This window comes from Streptomyces sp. KL2 (genome assembly GCF_046529545.1).
GTDB classification, from domain to species: Bacteria; Actinomycetota; Actinomycetes; order Streptomycetales; family Streptomycetaceae; genus Streptomyces; species Streptomyces radiopugnans.
Genome location: NZ_CP127170.1, coordinates 3,560,505 through 3,575,815, shown reverse-complemented (window position 1 = coordinate 3,575,815; position 15,311 = coordinate 3,560,505). Strand labels below are relative to the sequence as shown.

The 15,311-nt window shown below is 75.2% G+C and carries 14 protein-coding genes; 8 read left to right on the top strand and 6 right to left on the bottom strand.

Annotated elements, in window-relative coordinates:
* Window positions 1-207 precede the first annotated feature (207 nt).
* On the top strand, window positions 208-3,579 hold the full coding sequence (locus tag QPK52_RS16250) for a S41 family peptidase (RefSeq protein ID WP_410538220.1): 3,372 nt from the start codon (window positions 208-210) through the stop codon (window positions 3,577-3,579).
* Window positions 3,580-3,658: 79 nt separating this feature from the next.
* Window positions 3,659-3,892, top strand: coding sequence for a hypothetical protein (locus QPK52_RS16245; protein WP_410538219.1), 234 nt, complete (start codon window positions 3,659-3,661; stop codon window positions 3,890-3,892).
* A gap of 60 nt (window positions 3,893-3,952) precedes the next feature.
* Here QPK52_RS16245 and QPK52_RS16240 read toward each other — a convergent pair whose 3' ends face one another.
* Complete coding sequence (locus QPK52_RS16240; RefSeq protein ID WP_410538218.1) at window positions 3,953-4,747, bottom strand: NAD(P)H-dependent oxidoreductase; 795 nt, start codon at window positions 4,745-4,747, stop codon at window positions 3,953-3,955.
* Between the two features lie 98 nt (window positions 4,748-4,845).
* On the opposite strand from QPK52_RS16240, the gene QPK52_RS16235 reads away from it, so the two are divergent.
* Window positions 4,846-5,742: a helix-turn-helix domain-containing protein gene (locus tag QPK52_RS16235; RefSeq protein ID WP_410538217.1), complete on the top strand. Its 897-nt coding sequence runs from the start codon at window positions 4,846-4,848 to the stop codon at window positions 5,740-5,742.
* 59 nt (window positions 5,743-5,801) lie between these two features.
* On the opposite strand, the gene QPK52_RS16230 is transcribed toward QPK52_RS16235, so the two are convergent.
* The 3 genes from QPK52_RS16230 to QPK52_RS16220 are packed head-to-tail and all read right to left on the bottom strand — an operon-like array spanning window position 5,802 to window position 9,177.
* The gene (locus tag QPK52_RS16230; protein ID WP_410538216.1) at window positions 5,802-6,686 is read right to left on the bottom strand and encodes an SDR family oxidoreductase; all 885 of its coding nucleotides are present in this window, start codon (window positions 6,684-6,686) and stop codon (window positions 5,802-5,804) included.
* On the bottom strand, window positions 6,686-7,660 hold the full coding sequence (locus tag QPK52_RS16225) for an alpha/beta fold hydrolase (protein WP_410538215.1): 975 nt from the start codon (window positions 7,658-7,660) through the stop codon (window positions 6,686-6,688). Before QPK52_RS16225 ends, QPK52_RS16230 begins: the two co-directional genes overlap by 1 nt.
* The gene (locus tag QPK52_RS16220; RefSeq protein ID WP_410538214.1) at window positions 7,657-9,177 is read right to left on the bottom strand and encodes a flavin-containing monooxygenase; all 1,521 of its coding nucleotides are present in this window, start codon (window positions 9,175-9,177) and stop codon (window positions 7,657-7,659) included. Before QPK52_RS16220 ends, QPK52_RS16225 begins: the two co-directional genes overlap by 4 nt.
* A gap of 174 nt (window positions 9,178-9,351) precedes the next feature.
* Between QPK52_RS16220 and QPK52_RS16215 the strand changes: the two genes are divergently transcribed.
* Window positions 9,352-10,260 carry a MerR family transcriptional regulator gene (locus tag QPK52_RS16215; RefSeq protein WP_410538213.1) on the top strand — a complete coding sequence of 303 codons (909 nt, stop codon included), beginning with the start codon at window positions 9,352-9,354 and terminating at the stop codon, window positions 10,258-10,260.
* 103 nt (window positions 10,261-10,363) lie between these two features.
* Window positions 10,364-11,611, top strand: coding sequence for an FUSC family protein (locus tag QPK52_RS16210; RefSeq protein WP_410538212.1), 1,248 nt, complete (start codon window positions 10,364-10,366; stop codon window positions 11,609-11,611).
* Here the strand turns inward: QPK52_RS16210 and QPK52_RS16205 are convergent.
* Window positions 11,599-12,396: an exodeoxyribonuclease III gene (locus QPK52_RS16205; RefSeq protein ID WP_410538211.1), complete on the bottom strand. Its 798-nt coding sequence runs from the start codon at window positions 12,394-12,396 to the stop codon at window positions 11,599-11,601. The genes QPK52_RS16210 and QPK52_RS16205 overlap by 13 nt on opposite strands.
* 22 nt (window positions 12,397-12,418) lie before the next feature.
* Between QPK52_RS16205 and QPK52_RS16200 the strand changes: the two genes are divergently transcribed.
* The 3 genes from QPK52_RS16200 to QPK52_RS16190 all read left to right on the top strand — a co-directional run bounded on the left by QPK52_RS16200 (window position 12,419) and on the right by QPK52_RS16190 (window position 14,889).
* Complete coding sequence (locus QPK52_RS16200; protein ID WP_410538210.1) at window positions 12,419-12,898, top strand: GNAT family N-acetyltransferase; 480 nt, start codon at window positions 12,419-12,421, stop codon at window positions 12,896-12,898.
* Between the two features lie 125 nt (window positions 12,899-13,023).
* Complete coding sequence (locus QPK52_RS16195) at window positions 13,024-13,959, top strand: arylamine N-acetyltransferase family protein (RefSeq protein WP_410538209.1); 936 nt, start codon at window positions 13,024-13,026, stop codon at window positions 13,957-13,959.
* Between the two features lie 168 nt (window positions 13,960-14,127).
* Window positions 14,128-14,889: an SAM-dependent methyltransferase gene (locus QPK52_RS16190; protein ID WP_410538208.1), complete on the top strand. Its 762-nt coding sequence runs from the start codon at window positions 14,128-14,130 to the stop codon at window positions 14,887-14,889.
* 6 nt (window positions 14,890-14,895) lie between these two features.
* Here the strand turns inward: QPK52_RS16190 and QPK52_RS16185 are convergent, their stop codons facing one another.
* Window positions 14,896-15,195 carry a hypothetical protein gene (locus QPK52_RS16185; protein ID WP_410538207.1) on the bottom strand — a complete coding sequence of 100 codons (300 nt, stop codon included), beginning with the start codon at window positions 15,193-15,195 and terminating at the stop codon, window positions 14,896-14,898.
* Window positions 15,196-15,311: the final 116 nt, after the last annotated feature.

Sequence of the window (15,311 nt, the reverse complement as noted above, 5' to 3'; positions counted from 1 at the left end):
CGCGGCAGAACCCGCAAGCCCCTCCGGAAGACCCCCGCGGACGCGGCAGGGACCGAACCGCCCGCCCGCGCGCATGCCCGCCGGCGCCGTCTCCCGGCCCCGCCGCCGCGCGGCGCAGTCCGCTCCCGCGGGTGAGATCCGCAGCGCCGACCGCCGCGCCGCTCCCAGGAGTTGCCGCCCGCCGCCCGGCTGCCGACCATGGGAGGGATGACCGCGACCTCCGGATCCCCAGACACCTCCGTTCCCCCCTCCCCGGACCCCTCCGGGGCGTACCTCAGGTTTCCGCACCTCAGCGGCGACCTGCTCTGCTTCACCGCCGAGGACGATCTGTGGATCGCCCCGCTCGCGCCCGGGGCCGACGAACCACCGCGCGCCTGGCGCCTGACGGTGGACCGCACCCGCATCGGGCACCCGCGCTTCTCCCCCGACGGCAGCCACATCGCGTACACGAACTGGCGCAGCCTGGACCCCGAGGTGCACCTGACGCCGGTCGACGGCGGGCCGTCGCGGCAACTGACGTACTGGGGCGCGGTGGACACCCAGGTCTGCGGCTGGACGCCCGAGGGGGACATCCTGGCCGTGGCCTCGCACGGCCAGCCGTTCTCGCACTTCGCCTGGGCCTACCGGCTGCCGCCCGGCGGCGGTCCGGGCGAGAAGCTGCCCTGGGGCCCGGTGTCGAACCTCGCCGTCGCCGATCTCGGCGGCGAGCGGCGCACCCTGCTGCTGACCGGCACCCCGCCCCACGAGCCGGCCTCCTGGAAGCGATACCGCGGCGGCGCGATGGGACGGCTGTGGCTGGAGGGCGAGCGTCTGGTCCCGGAGCTGTACGGGCATCTGGACTGCCCGATGATCGTCGGCGGCCGGATCGCTTTCCTCTCCGACCACGAGGGGGTGGGCAACCTCTACTCCTGCCTGCCCGACGGCACCGACCTGCGCCGCCACACCGACCACGCCGACTTCTACGCCCGCCACGCCTCCACCGACGGCGAGCGCGTGGTGTACCAGTGCGCGGGCGAGCTGTGGCTGGTGGACGACTTCTCGCCGCGCGCGAAGCCGCGCCGGCTGCCGGTGCGGCTGGCGGGGCCGCGCGCCGGGCGCCGCGTCTACCAGGTCTCGGCCGCGGGCCATGTGAACTCCCTGGCCGTGGACACCACCGGGCGCGCCAGCGCGGTGGGGGTGCGCGGCAGCCTGTACTGGCTCACCCACCGCGACGGCCCGGCACGGGTGATCGCCGACACCCCGGGGGTGCGGGTGCGGCTGCCGGAGATGCTCGGCTCGACCGGCCGGATCGCCTACGTCACCGACGCCGAGGGCGAGGACGCCGTGGAGGTCTCCGACCTGCCGCGGGCCACCGGCGCCCGCGAGCCGGCGCGGCTCGCCGCGGGACGGCTGGGGCGGGTGCACGAGCTGGTCGCCTCGCCGGACGGCGCCACCCTGGCCGTCGCCTCGCACGACGGGCGGCTGCTGCTGGTGGACGCCGGGGACGGGAGCGGGGGCGGGGGCGGGGACGCCGGGAGCGGTGGCGCCGGGGGCGCGGCCGCCGGTGTCGCCGAGCTGGTCCGCTCCGTCAACGGCCCCGTCCGCCACCTCGCCTTCTCCCCCGACTCCCAGTGGCTGGCCTGGGCCCACCCCGGCACCGACGGCGCGCTCACCCGCATCCGGATCGCCCGCCTGTCCGACCGCACCATCCTGGACGTCACCGAGGGCCGCTTCGAGGACGAGCAGCCCGTCTTCACCCGCGACGGCCGCTATCTCGCCTTCCTCTCCTGGCGCGGTTTCGACCCTGTGTACGACGTGCACACCGGCGACCTGTCCTTCCCGCTGGGCTGCCGCCCGTACCTGGTGCCGCTGTCGTCGGCCACGCCCTCGCCGTTCGCCCTCTCCCCCGAGGGCCGCCCGGCGGCCGGCGGCCTGGACCCGGACGCCCTCGGCGAGGCGGCCGGGGAGGAGGGGACGGTGCTGGTGGAGGCCGAGGGGCTGGCCAGCCGCGTCACGCCCTTCCCCGTGGCGGCCTCGAAGTACTCCTCGCTCCATCCGGTCAGCGGCGGCGGACTGGTCTGGCTGCGCTGGCCGATCTCCGGGGCGCTGGGCGAGACCTTCGCCAACCCGGCCGACACCTCCGGCCGCCCCACCCTGGAGCACTTCGACCTGGTCAAGGCCAAGCGCACCGAACTGACCAGCGACATCGACTGGTTCGCGGTCAGCGGCGACGGCACCCGCCTGGTGGTCAACGACGACGGCGACCTGCGGGCCGTCCCCGCAAACGAGCACGCCGACGCCGACTCCACCACCCACCTCGACCTGCGCCGCATCCTGCACGACGCCGATCCGCGCGCCGAGTGGCGGCAGGCGTTCGACGAGGCGGGCCGGATCATGCGGTCGTACTTCTGGGACCCGGGCATGTCCGGCGTGGACTGGGACGCGATCCTGGACCAGTACCGCCCGCTGGTCGAACGGGTGGCCTCCCCGGACGAGTTCGCCGACCTGCTGCGCGAGACGGTGGGCGAGCTGGGCACCTCCCACGCCTACGTCTCCCCGGCCCGGCGCAACGAGGGCCCGGCCCACTACCAGCGGCCGATCGGGCTGCTGGGCGCCGACTTCGCCCTCGACGGAGAGGGCCGCTGGCGGGTGGAGCGCATCCTGCCCGGCGACTCCTCCGACTCCCGGGCCCGCTCACCGCTGGCCGGTTCCGGCATCCGCGAGGGCTCGGTGCTCACCCATGTCGACGGCCGCCCGGTGGACCCGGACGCCGGACCGTTCCCGCTGCTGGCGGCGGCCGGCGGCACCACCGTCGAGCTGGCCTTCCTCACCACCGAGCCCGGCGACGGCCCGGACGCCGTCCCGCACCGCCCCCGCCGCGTCGCCGTCGTCCCCCTCATCGACGAGCGCCCGCTGCGCTACCAGGACTGGGTGAGCCGGCGGCGCGCGGTGGTGCGCAGGCTCAGCGACGGCCGGTGCGGCTATCTGCACATCCCCGACATGGGCGGTTCCGGCTGGGCGCAGTTCAACCGCGATCTGCGCATGGAGGTCTCCCGGCCCGCGCTGATCGTGGACGTGCGCGGCAACGCGGGCGGCCACATCAGCGAACTGGTCGTCGAGGCGCTGACCCGTACCATCCTCGGCTGGGATCTGGTGCGCCACGCCCGGCCGGTCAGCTACGCGTCCAACGCCCCGCGCGGCCCGATAGTGGCCCTGGCCGACGAGGCCACCGCCTCCGACGGGGACATGATCACGGCCGCGTTCCGGCTGCTGGGCATCGGCCCGGTGGTCGGCGCCCGCACCTGGGGCGGGGTGGTCGGCATGACCGGGCGCCACCGGCTCGGCGACGGCACGGTCATCACGGTGCCGATGAACGCGGCGTGGTTCGACGAGTACAAGTGGTCGGTGGAGAACCACGGCGTGGAGCCCGACATCGAGGTGCTGCGCACCCCGACGGACTGGGCCGAGGACCACCACCCGATGCTGGAGACGGCGGTGCGCACCGCGCTGGACCTGCTGGAACGCCACCCGGCCGCCGCCCCGCCCGGCTATGACGACGTCCCCGACCGCAGCCGTCCCCCGCTTCCGCCGCGGCCGTGAACCGCTCGATGTGCGGGGTGCCCGCGGGCGTGCCAGCCTGGTGGTGACCCGATCGTCCCGACGACTTCCGGGAGTGCGCATGGGCAAGTCGGACAAGCACTCGGACGACTTCGACGAGATCAGGGACCGGCGCCAGACGGCGCGGGGCGGCTCCCGCGAGGGGGGCGGCTCCCGCGAGGGGGGCGGCTCCCGCGAGGGCGGTGACCGCTCCCGGCGGCCGGAGACCCGCGATCGCGAGCAGGAGGACTGGAAGCTCCACCCCCACGAGGACAGCCCTGCGGAGTGGGACGAGGAGGACAGGCCGAACGCCTAGTCACGCGGACAGCCGTTCGCGTCCGGGTCCGGCGGGCGGGTGCCCGCCGGACCCGGACGTTCAGCCGCGCGGACGGACGTGCAGGTCCAGGCCGCTCGTCCCCGGCGCCTCCGCGCCCGGCAGCAGCCGCATGTCGTGGTCGTAGTCTCCGCCGGTGAGCGACCGGTACGGGACCGGCTCGTCGGTGAAGAGCTGGTCGAGCCGCCGCCCGTACTCCCGCTTCGCCGCCTCGAACCGGTCCCCGGGCAGGACGTTCGCGTCGTACACCGCGAAGGGTTCGAGCGGCGCGATGCCGGTGAACCAGAACAGGCCGTGCTGGAACGGGTGGAGGAGGTCCGCCAGCCTCCCGTGGACGCCCCGGTCGGAGAAGGACGGCTCCCGGGCGCCGGCCGTCACCGACATCAGCGCCCGCCGCCCCGCCAGAGCCCCCTCGCCGTAGGGCGGTGGGAGTCCCGGGCCGTGGGCGAACCCGCGGACGAACACCCGGTCCATCCAGCCCTTCAGGATCGCCGGCACCGAGAACCACCACAGCGGGAACTGCAGGACCACCGCGTCCGACCAGCGCACCTTCTCCTGCTCCGCGGCGACGTCCGGCGACAGCCGCCCCGTCCGGACGGCCTCCTCCGCGGCGGTCAGCAGGTCCAGCCGCCGGTCCGCGGGGCGGTCGGGGAAGTCGTCGGCGTCCACCACCGCCTTCCACTTCATCGCGTGGAGGTCGGACACCCGCACCTCGTGCCCCGCCTCGCGCAGGTGCCCGGCCGCGAAGGCGGTCAGGGACGCGGTGAGCGAGCGGGGGTCGGGGTGGGCGCTGACGACGAGGATCTTCCTGGACTGCTTCGGTACGGCTTGGGTCATGCCGCCACGTTCCCCCGGGCGCGTCCGGGCGGCCAGTACCCGGTTCGACCGGCGGAACGGCGGTCCTGGTACCGCGAGGGCCACCCATACTGGGCCGCATGGACGGCGGGAACCTCATCGACGGGACCGGCAGGACCGAAGACGTCGGCGGAACAGGCGGGATCGGCGGAATCGACGGGATAGGCGACGCCCGGCGGGCGCTCGGCTCCTTCCTGCGCGCCCGCCGGGGGCGCGTCACACCGGAGCAGGTGGGCCTCCCCGGCGGCCGCCGGCGGCGGGTGCGCGGGCTGCGCCGTGAGGAGCTGGCCCGGCTCGCCGGGATCAGCGTGGACTACTACGTGCGCCTCGAACAGGGCCGGGCCACCCGGCCGTCCCCCGAGGTGCTCGACGCGCTCGCCGGGGCGCTGGGCCTGGACACGGCCGAGCGCAGACACCTCGACACCCTGGTCGGCGCCGGGCGCGGCCCCGCGCCCAGGGCCAGGGTCAGCCCGCTGCTGCGTCGGATCCTGGACTCCATGGGCCGCCTGCCGGCCTTCGTGACGAACCACCGCACCGACGTGGTGGCCTGGAACGAGCTGGGCGCCGAACTGATCGGCGGCCTGGACGACCCCGGCCGCCGCGACCGGAACCAGGCCCGGTACCTCTTCCTCGACCCCGCCTCCCGGACCGTCTTCCCCGACTGGGAGGACAGGGCGGCGGAGGCCGTGGGCCAGTTGCGGGTCGCCACGGGCCGCTACCCCGACGACGGGGAACTCGCCGCGCTCCTGGCCGGACTGTCCGCCCGCAGCGCCGACTTCCGGCGGATCTGGGCCACCGGCGAGGTCGTGATGTGCGCGGCCGGGCGCAAACGGCTGCGGCACCCGACGGCCGGGCTGCTCACCCTGGACTACGAGACCCTGCACGTGCCGGCCGCCCCCGGCGAGACCGGGCTCGTGGTGCACGTGTTCGGCGCGTACGAGGGCGTCCGCGACGCCGGGGGCCCGGCGGGCACGTGAGACGGGGTCCGGCGCGGTGGCCGTGCCACCGCGCCGGACCCCGGGCGGGGAGGGCCCGCTCAGCCCTCGGTGCGCTCCTTCTCGTCCGCCGCGCCGCCCGCGCCGACCAGTCCGCGGGGGCCGCCGGAGGCGGCCAGACGGGGGGCGAAGTGCCTCATCTCGCGCTGCCCGACCCGGCCGATGATCCCCGGCAGGTAGCCGCGGACCGACTGCATGCCGCGCAGCCACCACTGCCCGTAGACGTGGAACGAGCGCCGCTCGATGCCCGCGACGATCCGGTCCACGGCCGGACCCAGCGGGTACGTCTTGTTGCTCGGCCAGGGCAGCCGGGCCCGCAGGTCGCGCAGCACCTCGTCCTGGTCGGCGCCGCGCACCATGTCGGTGTCGGTCCAGCTCAGGTAGCCGACGCCGACGCGCACGCCCTGGTGGCCGACCTCCGCGCGCAGGCTGTGGGCGAAGGCCTCCACACCCGACTTGGACGTGCAGTAGGCCGTCATCATCGGGGCCGGGGTGATCGCGGCGAGCGAGGCGATCTGGAGCAGGTAGCCGCGCGACTCGATCAGGGCGGGCAGGAAGGCGCGGGCGGTGGTGGCGCTGCCCAGCAGGTTGACCTCGACGACCCGGCGCCAGGCGGTCTCGTCGGAGTCGGTGAAGGGGCCGCCGGTGGCCACCCCGGCGTTGGCGACGACGATGTCCACCGCGCCGAAGCGCTCGCGCACCTCGCGGGCCGCGCGGGACATGGCCGCGTGGTCGGTGACGTCGGCGTGCCAGTGCGCGGAGTCCGTCGGCAGCGACTCGGCGACCTTCTTCAGCTCGTCCGGCTCCAGCCCGACCAGCGCGAGCCGTGCGCCGCGCGCCGCCAGCCTGCGGGCGAGGAGTTCGCCCACGCCCCGGGCCGCGCCCGTCACCACCGCTACCTGGCCCCGGAGGTCCCTGCGTGCCATTACGCGCTCTCCTTCCCGGCCGGCGCCCCGGCCGGCGGTGTCCTCCGCTGTGCGGCTTCCCGCCGTACGCCGCCCGCCAGGTGGTCGCGCACCAGTGCGGCCACTTCGCCGGCGACGGCGTCGGGGTCCTCCAGGGGCGTCATGTGCCCCAGGCCGGGCAGTTCGGTCAGGCCGGTGCAGTTCGGCAGCGCCTCGGCGAGGCGGCGGGAGAGCACCGGCGGGGTGAGCCGGTCCTTCTCGCCGGCGATGACGCCGACGGGCAGGTCCAGGGAGGCGAGCTTGGCGTCCAGGTCCAGCACGGCCAGGACCTTCCGGGCCCAGGAGGCGCGTACGGCGCGCGGGCAGGCGTGCACGATCCGGGCGCACGCCTCCATCTGCTCCTTCGTCGCGCCGGGTCCCATCGTGGCGTACCGCAGGACGCGCATGCCCAGCGGCGTCACCGGCCCCAGCGGCAGGCTGGAGCCGAGGACCGCCTTCTGGATCCGGTAGCGCAGCCTGCCCGCTCTCAGCGGCGCGACGGTGGACTCGTGCAGCAGCCGGGAACTGCCGGTGTTGCACAGCAGCGCGGCGGCGACGCGCTCGCGCACCTGCGGGCGCCCGGCGGCGGCCATGACCGTCATGCCGCCCATGGAGTGCCCGGCGACGACCGCCCGGGACCCGGCGGCGTCCAGGACGGCGCACAGGTCGTCGGCGAGGGCGTCGGTGCTGTGGCCGCCGGGGCCGGCGGCCGGGGAGCGGCCGTGGCCGCGCTGGTCGTAGACGAACACCCGGTGCTCGTCGGCCAGCCGCCGGACCACGGGGCCCCAGAAGGCGGTCGAGCAGGTCCAGCCGTGCACCAGGACGACCGTGGGCCCGTCCTCGCGCCCGTGCTCCTCGACGTGCAGCCGGGAGCCGTCGGCGGAGGTGACGGTCAGTTCGCGGCGCGGGGCGGGCGGGGCGTACGCGCCGCCCGCCGTACGGGGTCCACGGCTCATCGGGTCGCCTCCGCCTTCCGCTGTCCGGCGCGGGCCGGGGCCCGCAGCACCTCGTACTCGGCCAGGTCCACGCGCCTGGTCACCTTCGCGAACTCGCCGGTCGTGCCCGGCCACACGGTGGTGTTGCGGCCGTTCGCGTCCAGGTACCAGCTGTCGCAGCCGCCGGTGTTCCACACGGTGCGCGCCATCCGCCGCTGGACGTGGTCGGTCCACGAGCGCACCGCCTCGGGGCGGGCGTCGAGCGCGGCCCGGCCGGCCGATCCGGCGGTGAGCGTCCCCAACTGCCTGAGGTAGTCGACCATGTAGTTCAGCTGCGCCTCGATGATGAGGATCATCGAGCTGTTGCCGAGGCCGGTGTTGGGACCGATGACGGTCATGAAGTTGGGGAAGCCCGCGGCCGTGGAGCCGCGCAGCGCCTCCATGCCGTCCTTCCACGCCTCGGCCAGTGTGATGCCGTCCGCGCCGGTGATGCGCCGAGCGATCGGCATGTCGGTGACGTGGAAGCCGGTGCCGAAGACGACCGCGTCCACCTCGGCCTCGGTGCCGTCGGCGGCCACCAGGGTGTTGCCGCGCACCTCCCTCAGACCGGAGGCGACCACGTCCACATTGGGCTCGACCAGCGCCGGGTAGTAGGTGTTGGACAGCAGGATGCGCTTGCAGCCGATGCGGTAGCCGGGGGTGAGCTTGGCGCGCAGCACCGGGTCCTTGACGACCTTGGTCATGTGGTGCCTGGCCAGCTTCTCCACCAGGCCGAGCTGCGCGGGGTGCTTGGTGAAGGCGCCGACCTGGAGCTCCCTGATCAGCCAGAGCATCCGGCGGCGCAGCGCGCGCGTGGGGGGCACCTTGGTGTGCAGCCAGCGCTCGGCCCTGCTGATCTCGCGGTCCATGCGCGGCATGACCCACGGCGGGGTGCGCTGGAAGAGGGTGAGCCTGTCCACCAGCGGCTGGATCGAGGGGACGATCTGGATGGCGGACGCGCCGGTGCCGATCACGGCGACGCGCTTGCCGCGCAGGTCGTAGTCGTGGTCCCACCGGGCGGAGTGGAAGACCTTGCCGGTGAAGCCGTCCAGGCCGGGGATGTCGGGGATCTTGGGGTCGGAGAGGGGACCGGTGGCCGAGACGAGCATGTCGGCGGTCAGGGTCCCGCGGCCGGTCTCGATCTCCCAGTGCAGCGCCTCGGTGTCCCAGCGGGCGCTCAGCACCTCCGAGCCGAAGCGGATGTGCGGGCGCAGCCCGAAGGTGTCGGCGACCTTCTCCAGGTAGGCGCGGATGTGCTCCTGCCCGGAGAAGTTCCGCGGCCAGTCGGGGTTGGGCGCGAACGAGAACGAGTAGAGGTGGGAGGGCACGTCGCAGGCGCACCCGGGGTAGCTGTTGTCGCGCCAGGTGCCGCCCACGGAGTCGCGGCGCTCCAGTACGACGAAGTCCGTGACGCCCGCGCGGCGCAGTCGTACGGCGGCGCCCAGGCCGCCGAACCCCGATCCGATCACCGCCACCCGTACGTGTTCGTGTCCGGCCATGCCGCCTCCCGACTCCGGTGTTTCCTCACACATGAAACACGCCAGTAATCACTGGCATGGTTGGAGGGTAGAGCAGGAACATACCGATGGGTAGGGGTGCGGCGAAGGAAAGTTACCGCCGGTTGCACCCCTGGTTCGGACATCCGGCCACCGCTGCCGCATAGGCTCTCCGGTGTGGCGGACAGATCATCGGCGGACAGCGGACGGGCGGACGGCGCGGCACACGCACAGGCCGGACCGGAAGGAGACGGCACGGCCCCGCCCGCCGAGTACCGCACGGCCGAACTCGCCAGGGCCGCCGGCATCACCGTGCGCACCCTGCGGTTCTACCGCGAGCGCAGACTCCTCCCGCCGCCGCGCCGCGAGGGCCGTATCGCCTGGTACAACGAGCACCACCTCAACCGGCTGCGGACGATCTCCGCGCTGCTGGCCCGCGGCCACACCCTCGGCGGGATCGCCGACCTGATCGACGCCTTCGAGAAGGGCCGGGACGCGGGCGGCGCGGCCGAACTGCTCGGCCTGGAGAGCACCCTGGTCTCGCCCTGGTCGGAGGAGACCCCCGTCCGCCTCACCCCCGAGGACCTGGCCGCGCACTTCCCCGGCGAGGTCACCTCCGAGAACCTCGCCGCCGCCCTGGAGCTGGGCTACGTCGCCGTCGACGGCGACGAGGTCGTCCACGTAAGCCGCCGCCTGCTCGACGCGTCCACCGCCCTGGTGGGCGAGGGCATCCCGCTGGAGGCCGTGCTGGAGGCCGGCCGCGTGGTGCGCGAGCACGCCGACGCCGTCGCCGACCTGTTCACCAACCTCGTCCGCGCCCGCCTGTTCACCGACGTCCGCGAACTCTCCCCGGAGGATCTGCGGCGCCTGTCCGAGGTGATGGACCGGCTGCGCCCGCTGGCCAAGCAGGTGGTCGACGTCGAGCTGGCACTGGCCATGGACCGCCGCGTCCGCGCGGAACTGGAGAGCTGGTCGCGTCCGGACGGCCCGGAGGGGGAGACGGGGGCGGGACGGCAGGAGCGGCGGGGACCGGACGGGGGACCCGGAGGGCCGGAGGACGGGGAGCCGCAGGGCCGCGGCGGCTGACCGGGCCGGCCGGCGGCCGGCCCGCGGCCCGTTCACGGCGCCGTCCCCGCGAAGCGCCGTGCATGCATGTATGGCCGCCGCCCGCACGGCAACCCGTACCTCGATGGTGCAAGCACAGTCCGCCTCCACGACGCAGTCCGACCGCCCCTCCCCCACGACCCGTACCGTGCGCGCGGTGCGGGCCGAGGCCGCCTGGGGCGCCCGCTCCCTGCGCCGTGCCCTGCAGGGGCCGGGCCGGGAGCGCGACGCGGTCGTCCAGTCCCTCAAGGCCGCGCTCGCCGCCGTCCTGGCCTGGCTGGCCGCCGCCTGGCTGCTGCCCGACGCCTTCGCCCTGATGGCGCCCTGGGTGGCGGTGGTCCTGGTGCAGTCGACCGTCTACCGCTCGGTGTGGCAGGGGCTCCAGCAGACGATGGCGATCACCGTCGGCACGGTGCTCGCCGCGGCCCTGGTCATCCCCCTCGGCCATCCGGTGCTGGTGATGGTCCTCGTCCTGCCCGTCACCACCCTGCTGGGCAACTGGCCCCGCTTCGGCACCCAGGGCATCTACGCCTCCACGGCCGCCCTGTTCACCCTCGTCCCCGGCGAGGCCACGCTCGACTCGGCCCTCTCCCGCGTCCTGGCCGCCCTCCTCGGCACCGCCGTCGGCGTCGGCGTCAACGCGCTGGTCCTGCCGCCCGTCCATCTGCGCAGCGCGCGCGACGCGGTGGACTCCGCCGTCCGCGAGGCGCGGGAGATCGTGACCGAGGTCGCGGAGGGCCTGGACGAGCCCTGGGAGTACGACCGCATCCGCACCTGGTACGACCGGGCCTGCCGCCTCCCCCGGCTGATCCGCGGCGTGGAGTCCTCGATCGGCTGGAGCCGCGAGAGCCTCCGCCTCAACCCCGAGAGCCGCCGCCGCGCCGAGGCGGCGCGGCTGGCGGCGGTGTACGAGGAGACGCTGCCCACGCTCGAGGACGTCGCCGAGCGCCTGGTCGCCCTGACCAGGACCCTGCTGGAGGCGGCCGACGAGAGCGACGAGGTGCCCCGCCCCGGCCACGAGGTCACCCGCCCGTACGCCGGTTTCCTCCGGCAGGTGGCCGCCGCCCTGGACGCCTACGGGCGCACGGTCACCGGCGACGACCCGGGGACCGCCCGCCGCGAACTGCGCGAGGCCGTCGGGGAGGTCCGCGCCGAGCAGGACCGGCTCCGCGCCGAGCTCCCCCGGAACGCCGCCGCGGTCCCCGAGGGGCTGGCGGTGCTGGGCCCCCTCCTGGCGGAGGCCCGCCGTCTGGCCACCACGCTCCTGCCGGGCGGGAGCGGCGAGGGCGGCGGAGGGGACGGGGACGGCGTCCCGGGCCGTCAGGGCGCGTAGACGACCGTCACCGGCGCGTGGTCGCTCCACCGGCCCGCGTGGTCGGCCGCGCGCTCCACGTACGCCTTCACCGCCCGCTGCGCCAGCGGCTCGGTGGCGACGTGGTAGTCGATCCTCCATCCCGCGTCGTTGTCGAAGGCGCGGCCCCGGTAGGACCACCAGCTGTACGGCCCGTCCTGGTCGGGGTGGAGGCGGCGGACGACGTCGGCGTAGCCGGCCTCGTCGAAGACCCGGCCGAGCCAGGCGCGCTCCTCGGGCAGGAAGCCGGAGTTCTTCCCGTTGGCCTTCCAGTTCTTCAGGTCGGCCTCCCGGTGGGCGATGTTCCAGTCGCCGCAGACCAGGACCTCGCGGCCGGCCGCGGCGGCGCGCTCGCGCAGTGCGGCGAGGTAGGGCAGGAAGGCTTCCATGAAGCGCTCCTTCTCCTCCTGCCGCTCGGTGCCGGCCTCGCCCGAGGGCAGGTAGAGGCTGGCGACGGTCAGGCCCGGCAGGTCCACCTCCAGATAGCGGCCGGAGTCCGTGAACTCGCTCACCCCGAACCCCACCCGCACCTCCTCCGGCGCACGCCGGGTGAGCACCGCCACGCCCGCGCGCCCCTTGGCCGCGGCGGGGGCGTACACCGCGTGCCAGCCCTCCGGATCGCGTACCTCGCCGGGGAGTTGGCCCGGCTCGGCGCGCACCTCCTGCAGGCAGACCACATCCGCGTCGGTGGCGGCCAGCCACTGGGTGTAGCCCTTCTTCGCGGCTGCGCGCAGCCCGTTCACATTGACCGTCGAAATCGTCAGCACCCCGGCACCTTACGATGCGGGCATGCGCATCACGCCCGTCCCCTACGACCATCCCGACGCCGCGAAGCTCACCGATCTGGTGCAGTTGGAGTACGCCGAGCGCTACGGCGGTGAGGGCGACGTCACACCGCTGGCCCCCGGGATGTTCTCGCCGCCCAGCGGTCTGTTCCTGATCGCGTACGACGAGCGGGACCGGCCCGTCGCCACCGGCGGCTGGCGGGCGATGGACGAGAACGGGGAGAACTACCGCGACGGCGACGCCGAGCTCAAGCGGATGTTCGTGATCCGCGAGGCGCGGCGCCAGGGCCTGTCCCGCCGCATCCTGGCCCTGCTGGAGGAGGACGCGCGGCAGGCGGGACGGCTGCGGATGGTGCTGGAGACCGGTACCAAGCAGCCGGAGGCGATGGCGCTGTACGAGTCGAGCGGCTACTCGCCCACCGAGAAGTTCGGGGTCTACCGCCACGAGCCCAACAGCCGCTGCTACGCCAAGCCGCTGCGCTGAGCCGCCGGGCCGCCGTCCCCTGCCGCCACTTGACCTCAAGCCCGCTTGAGGTTCTAGGTTCGTTTCCACCGGCCGGTTCCCACCGGCCGGCACGGACGGAACACCGACGGGGAGGACGTACGGCCATGGCGGACGCGGAGAGCACGGGCGGACCCGGCGCGGACCGGGGCTGGGACGGCGCGGAGCTGGACCTGGATGCCTACCTGGCCCGGATCGGCCACACCGGGGACCGCTCCCCGACCGAGGCGACCCTGCGCGCCCTGCACCGCGCGCACGTGCTGGGCGTCCCCTTCGAGAACCTGGAGATCGTCCTGGGCCGGCCGGTCCCGCTCGACCTGCCCGCCCTCCAGGACAAGATCGTGCGCCGGGCGCGCGGCGGCTACTGCTTCGAGCACGCCCGGCTCTTCGCCGCCGCCCTGGAGCGGCTGGGCTTCGGCGTCGGCGGCCTGTCCTCCCGCGTGGGCATGGGCTCGGGCCGCGTACGCCCCGCCACCCATGCCGTCCTGCGCGTGGAGACGGCCGAGACCGCGGAGACCGGGCGGGTGTGGATCTGCGACGTCGGTTTCGGCGGCAGCCCGCTGGAACCGCTCGAACTGGCCGACGGCGCACGGACCTCCGCCGGCGGCTGGGAGTTCCGGCTGGAGCGCACCGCCACGCCCCTGGGCGTGACCGCGGAGGCCGAGGAGTGGACGCTCCACGAGCGGCGCGGGGCCGGGGAGGACTGGTCCGACCTGCACGCCTTCACCCTTAACCCGCAGTACGCGATCGACTGGGTGGTGGGCAACCACTACGTCTCCACCCATCCCCGCTCGCCGTTCGTCCGGCGCCCGGTCGTCCAGCGCACCGGCCCGGACGTCCGCCAGGCGCTGTACGGCGCGACCTGGGTGACCACCGCCCGCGCGGACGGCTCGCGCCGGACGCGGGAGTTGAAGCCGCGCGAGGTGCCCGAGGTGCTGGGGGACGTCTTCGGCGTCGGGCTCGACGCGGCCGACGCCGAGGCGCTCGCCGGCGTCGTGGAGCGCCTACCCGCCGACGGCCCGGTCGGCGTACCGGCCGGCTGACGGGCGGGCGGGGCGGGGCGGGGGCCGGGGTGGGGCGGGGCGGGGCGCGTGTACGGCCGGGGCGCCGCCCCCTCGCCGCCGCACGCCACCGTCCCCGCCTTCCCGGGTGTCCGGCGCCTTCCGGATATTCGCTGTCCCGCCGCCGTCCGCGTCGCTAGCGTTCCCGGCGTGACCGACGCCGACGCACCGCCCCGCCTGACCCGTCTCACCTTCCACGGGCCCCTCTCCGGGTCGCGGGCGGACCGCATCGCGGGACGCCTCGCCCGCAACCGCCCCGCCACCGTCCTGGACATCGGGTGCGGCTGGGGCGAGATGACGCTGCGCGTACTCGAAGCAGTGCCCGGCGCCACGGGCACGGGCCTGGACGTCTGCGCCGAGGACCTGGAGCGCGGCCGCCGGAGCGCGAGGGCGCGCGGCCTGGCCGACCGGGTGGAGTTCGTCCGGGAGTCCGCCGAGCACAGCGCGCGCGGCCCCGCCGACCTCGTCCTGTGCCTCGGGGCGAGCCACGCCCTCACCTCGGCCGAGCCGCCCCACCACACCGTCCCCGCTCTCGCGGGGCTTCGCGGGCTGGTCTCCCCGGGCGGGCGCGTCCTGCTGGGCGAGGGCTTCTGGCAGCGCACCCCCACCGCCGCGGAGCTCTCGGGCATGTGGCCGGGGGCCTCCGCCTCGGACCACCTCTCCCTGGCGGGCCTGTTGGACGCCGCCGTGGGCGCCGGGTTCCGGGTCGAGTGGATCGAGACGGCGAACGAGGACGAGTGGGAGGAGTTCGAGTCGGGTTACCTGGCCGACGCAGAGGAGTGGCTGGCGAGCCACGGCGACCACCCGTCGGCCGCCGGGGTCGGGGAGCGGGTGGAGAGGCACCGGTCCGCCTGGCTGCACTACCGGGGTGTGCTGGGGATGGCCTACCTCACGCTGATCCCCGCCGGCTGACCGGCGTCACCGCGGGCGGCCTCCCCCGCCGCTCCCCGTGCCGTTCCCCCTGCCGTCGCGCCCGCCGTCCCGCCGCTCGGCGGCGAGTTCGGCCGCGATGGCCTCCCACACGCGCGGGGGCGGCCGTACGGGCACGCGGTCGGCGGGGGCGGCGCGGCGGGCGGTGTCCGCCAGTTCCCGCAGGGCCCTCAGCTCCTCGCGGCAGGCGGCGCAGTGCCCCAGATGGCGTTCGGCGGCACGGCTCTCCTGCTCGGAGGCCTCGCGGAAGGCGAGTGCGGCCAGCAGCACGGGGTCGCAGTGGTCCACGCCGTCCTCCTCGCCCTCTCGCCCTGCTGCCTCGCCGCCTTCCGCCGCGACCCTCCCGGCGGACCGTACCGCGCCCGCCGCCCCGCACGGTCTCGGTCCCGCCTCGGTCCCCGGTC

Bases quoted from the DNA above. Each gene is read 5' to 3' on its own strand.
- QPK52_RS16250 (WP_410538220.1), top strand. From the start codon at position 208: ATGACCGCGACCTCCGGATCCCCAGACACCTCCGTTCCCCCCTCCCCG.
- QPK52_RS16245 (WP_410538219.1), top strand. From the start codon at position 3,659: ATGGGCAAGTCGGACAAGCACTCGGACGACTTCGACGAGATCAGGGAC.
- QPK52_RS16240 (WP_410538218.1), bottom strand. From the start codon at position 4,747: ATGACCCAAGCCGTACCGAAGCAGTCCAGGAAGATCCTCGTCGTCAGC.
- QPK52_RS16235 (WP_410538217.1), top strand. From the start codon at position 4,846: ATGGACGGCGGGAACCTCATCGACGGGACCGGCAGGACCGAAGACGTC.
- QPK52_RS16230 (WP_410538216.1), bottom strand. From the start codon at position 6,686: ATGGCACGCAGGGACCTCCGGGGCCAGGTAGCGGTGGTGACGGGCGCG.
- QPK52_RS16225 (WP_410538215.1), bottom strand. From the start codon at position 7,660: ATGAGCCGTGGACCCCGTACGGCGGGCGGCGCGTACGCCCCGCCCGCC.
- QPK52_RS16220 (WP_410538214.1), bottom strand. From the start codon at position 9,177: ATGGCCGGACACGAACACGTACGGGTGGCGGTGATCGGATCGGGGTTC.
- QPK52_RS16210 (WP_410538212.1), top strand. From the start codon at position 10,364: ATGGTGCAAGCACAGTCCGCCTCCACGACGCAGTCCGACCGCCCCTCC.
- QPK52_RS16200 (WP_410538210.1), top strand. From the start codon at position 12,419: ATGCGCATCACGCCCGTCCCCTACGACCATCCCGACGCCGCGAAGCTC.
- QPK52_RS16195 (WP_410538209.1), top strand. From the start codon at position 13,024: ATGGCGGACGCGGAGAGCACGGGCGGACCCGGCGCGGACCGGGGCTGG.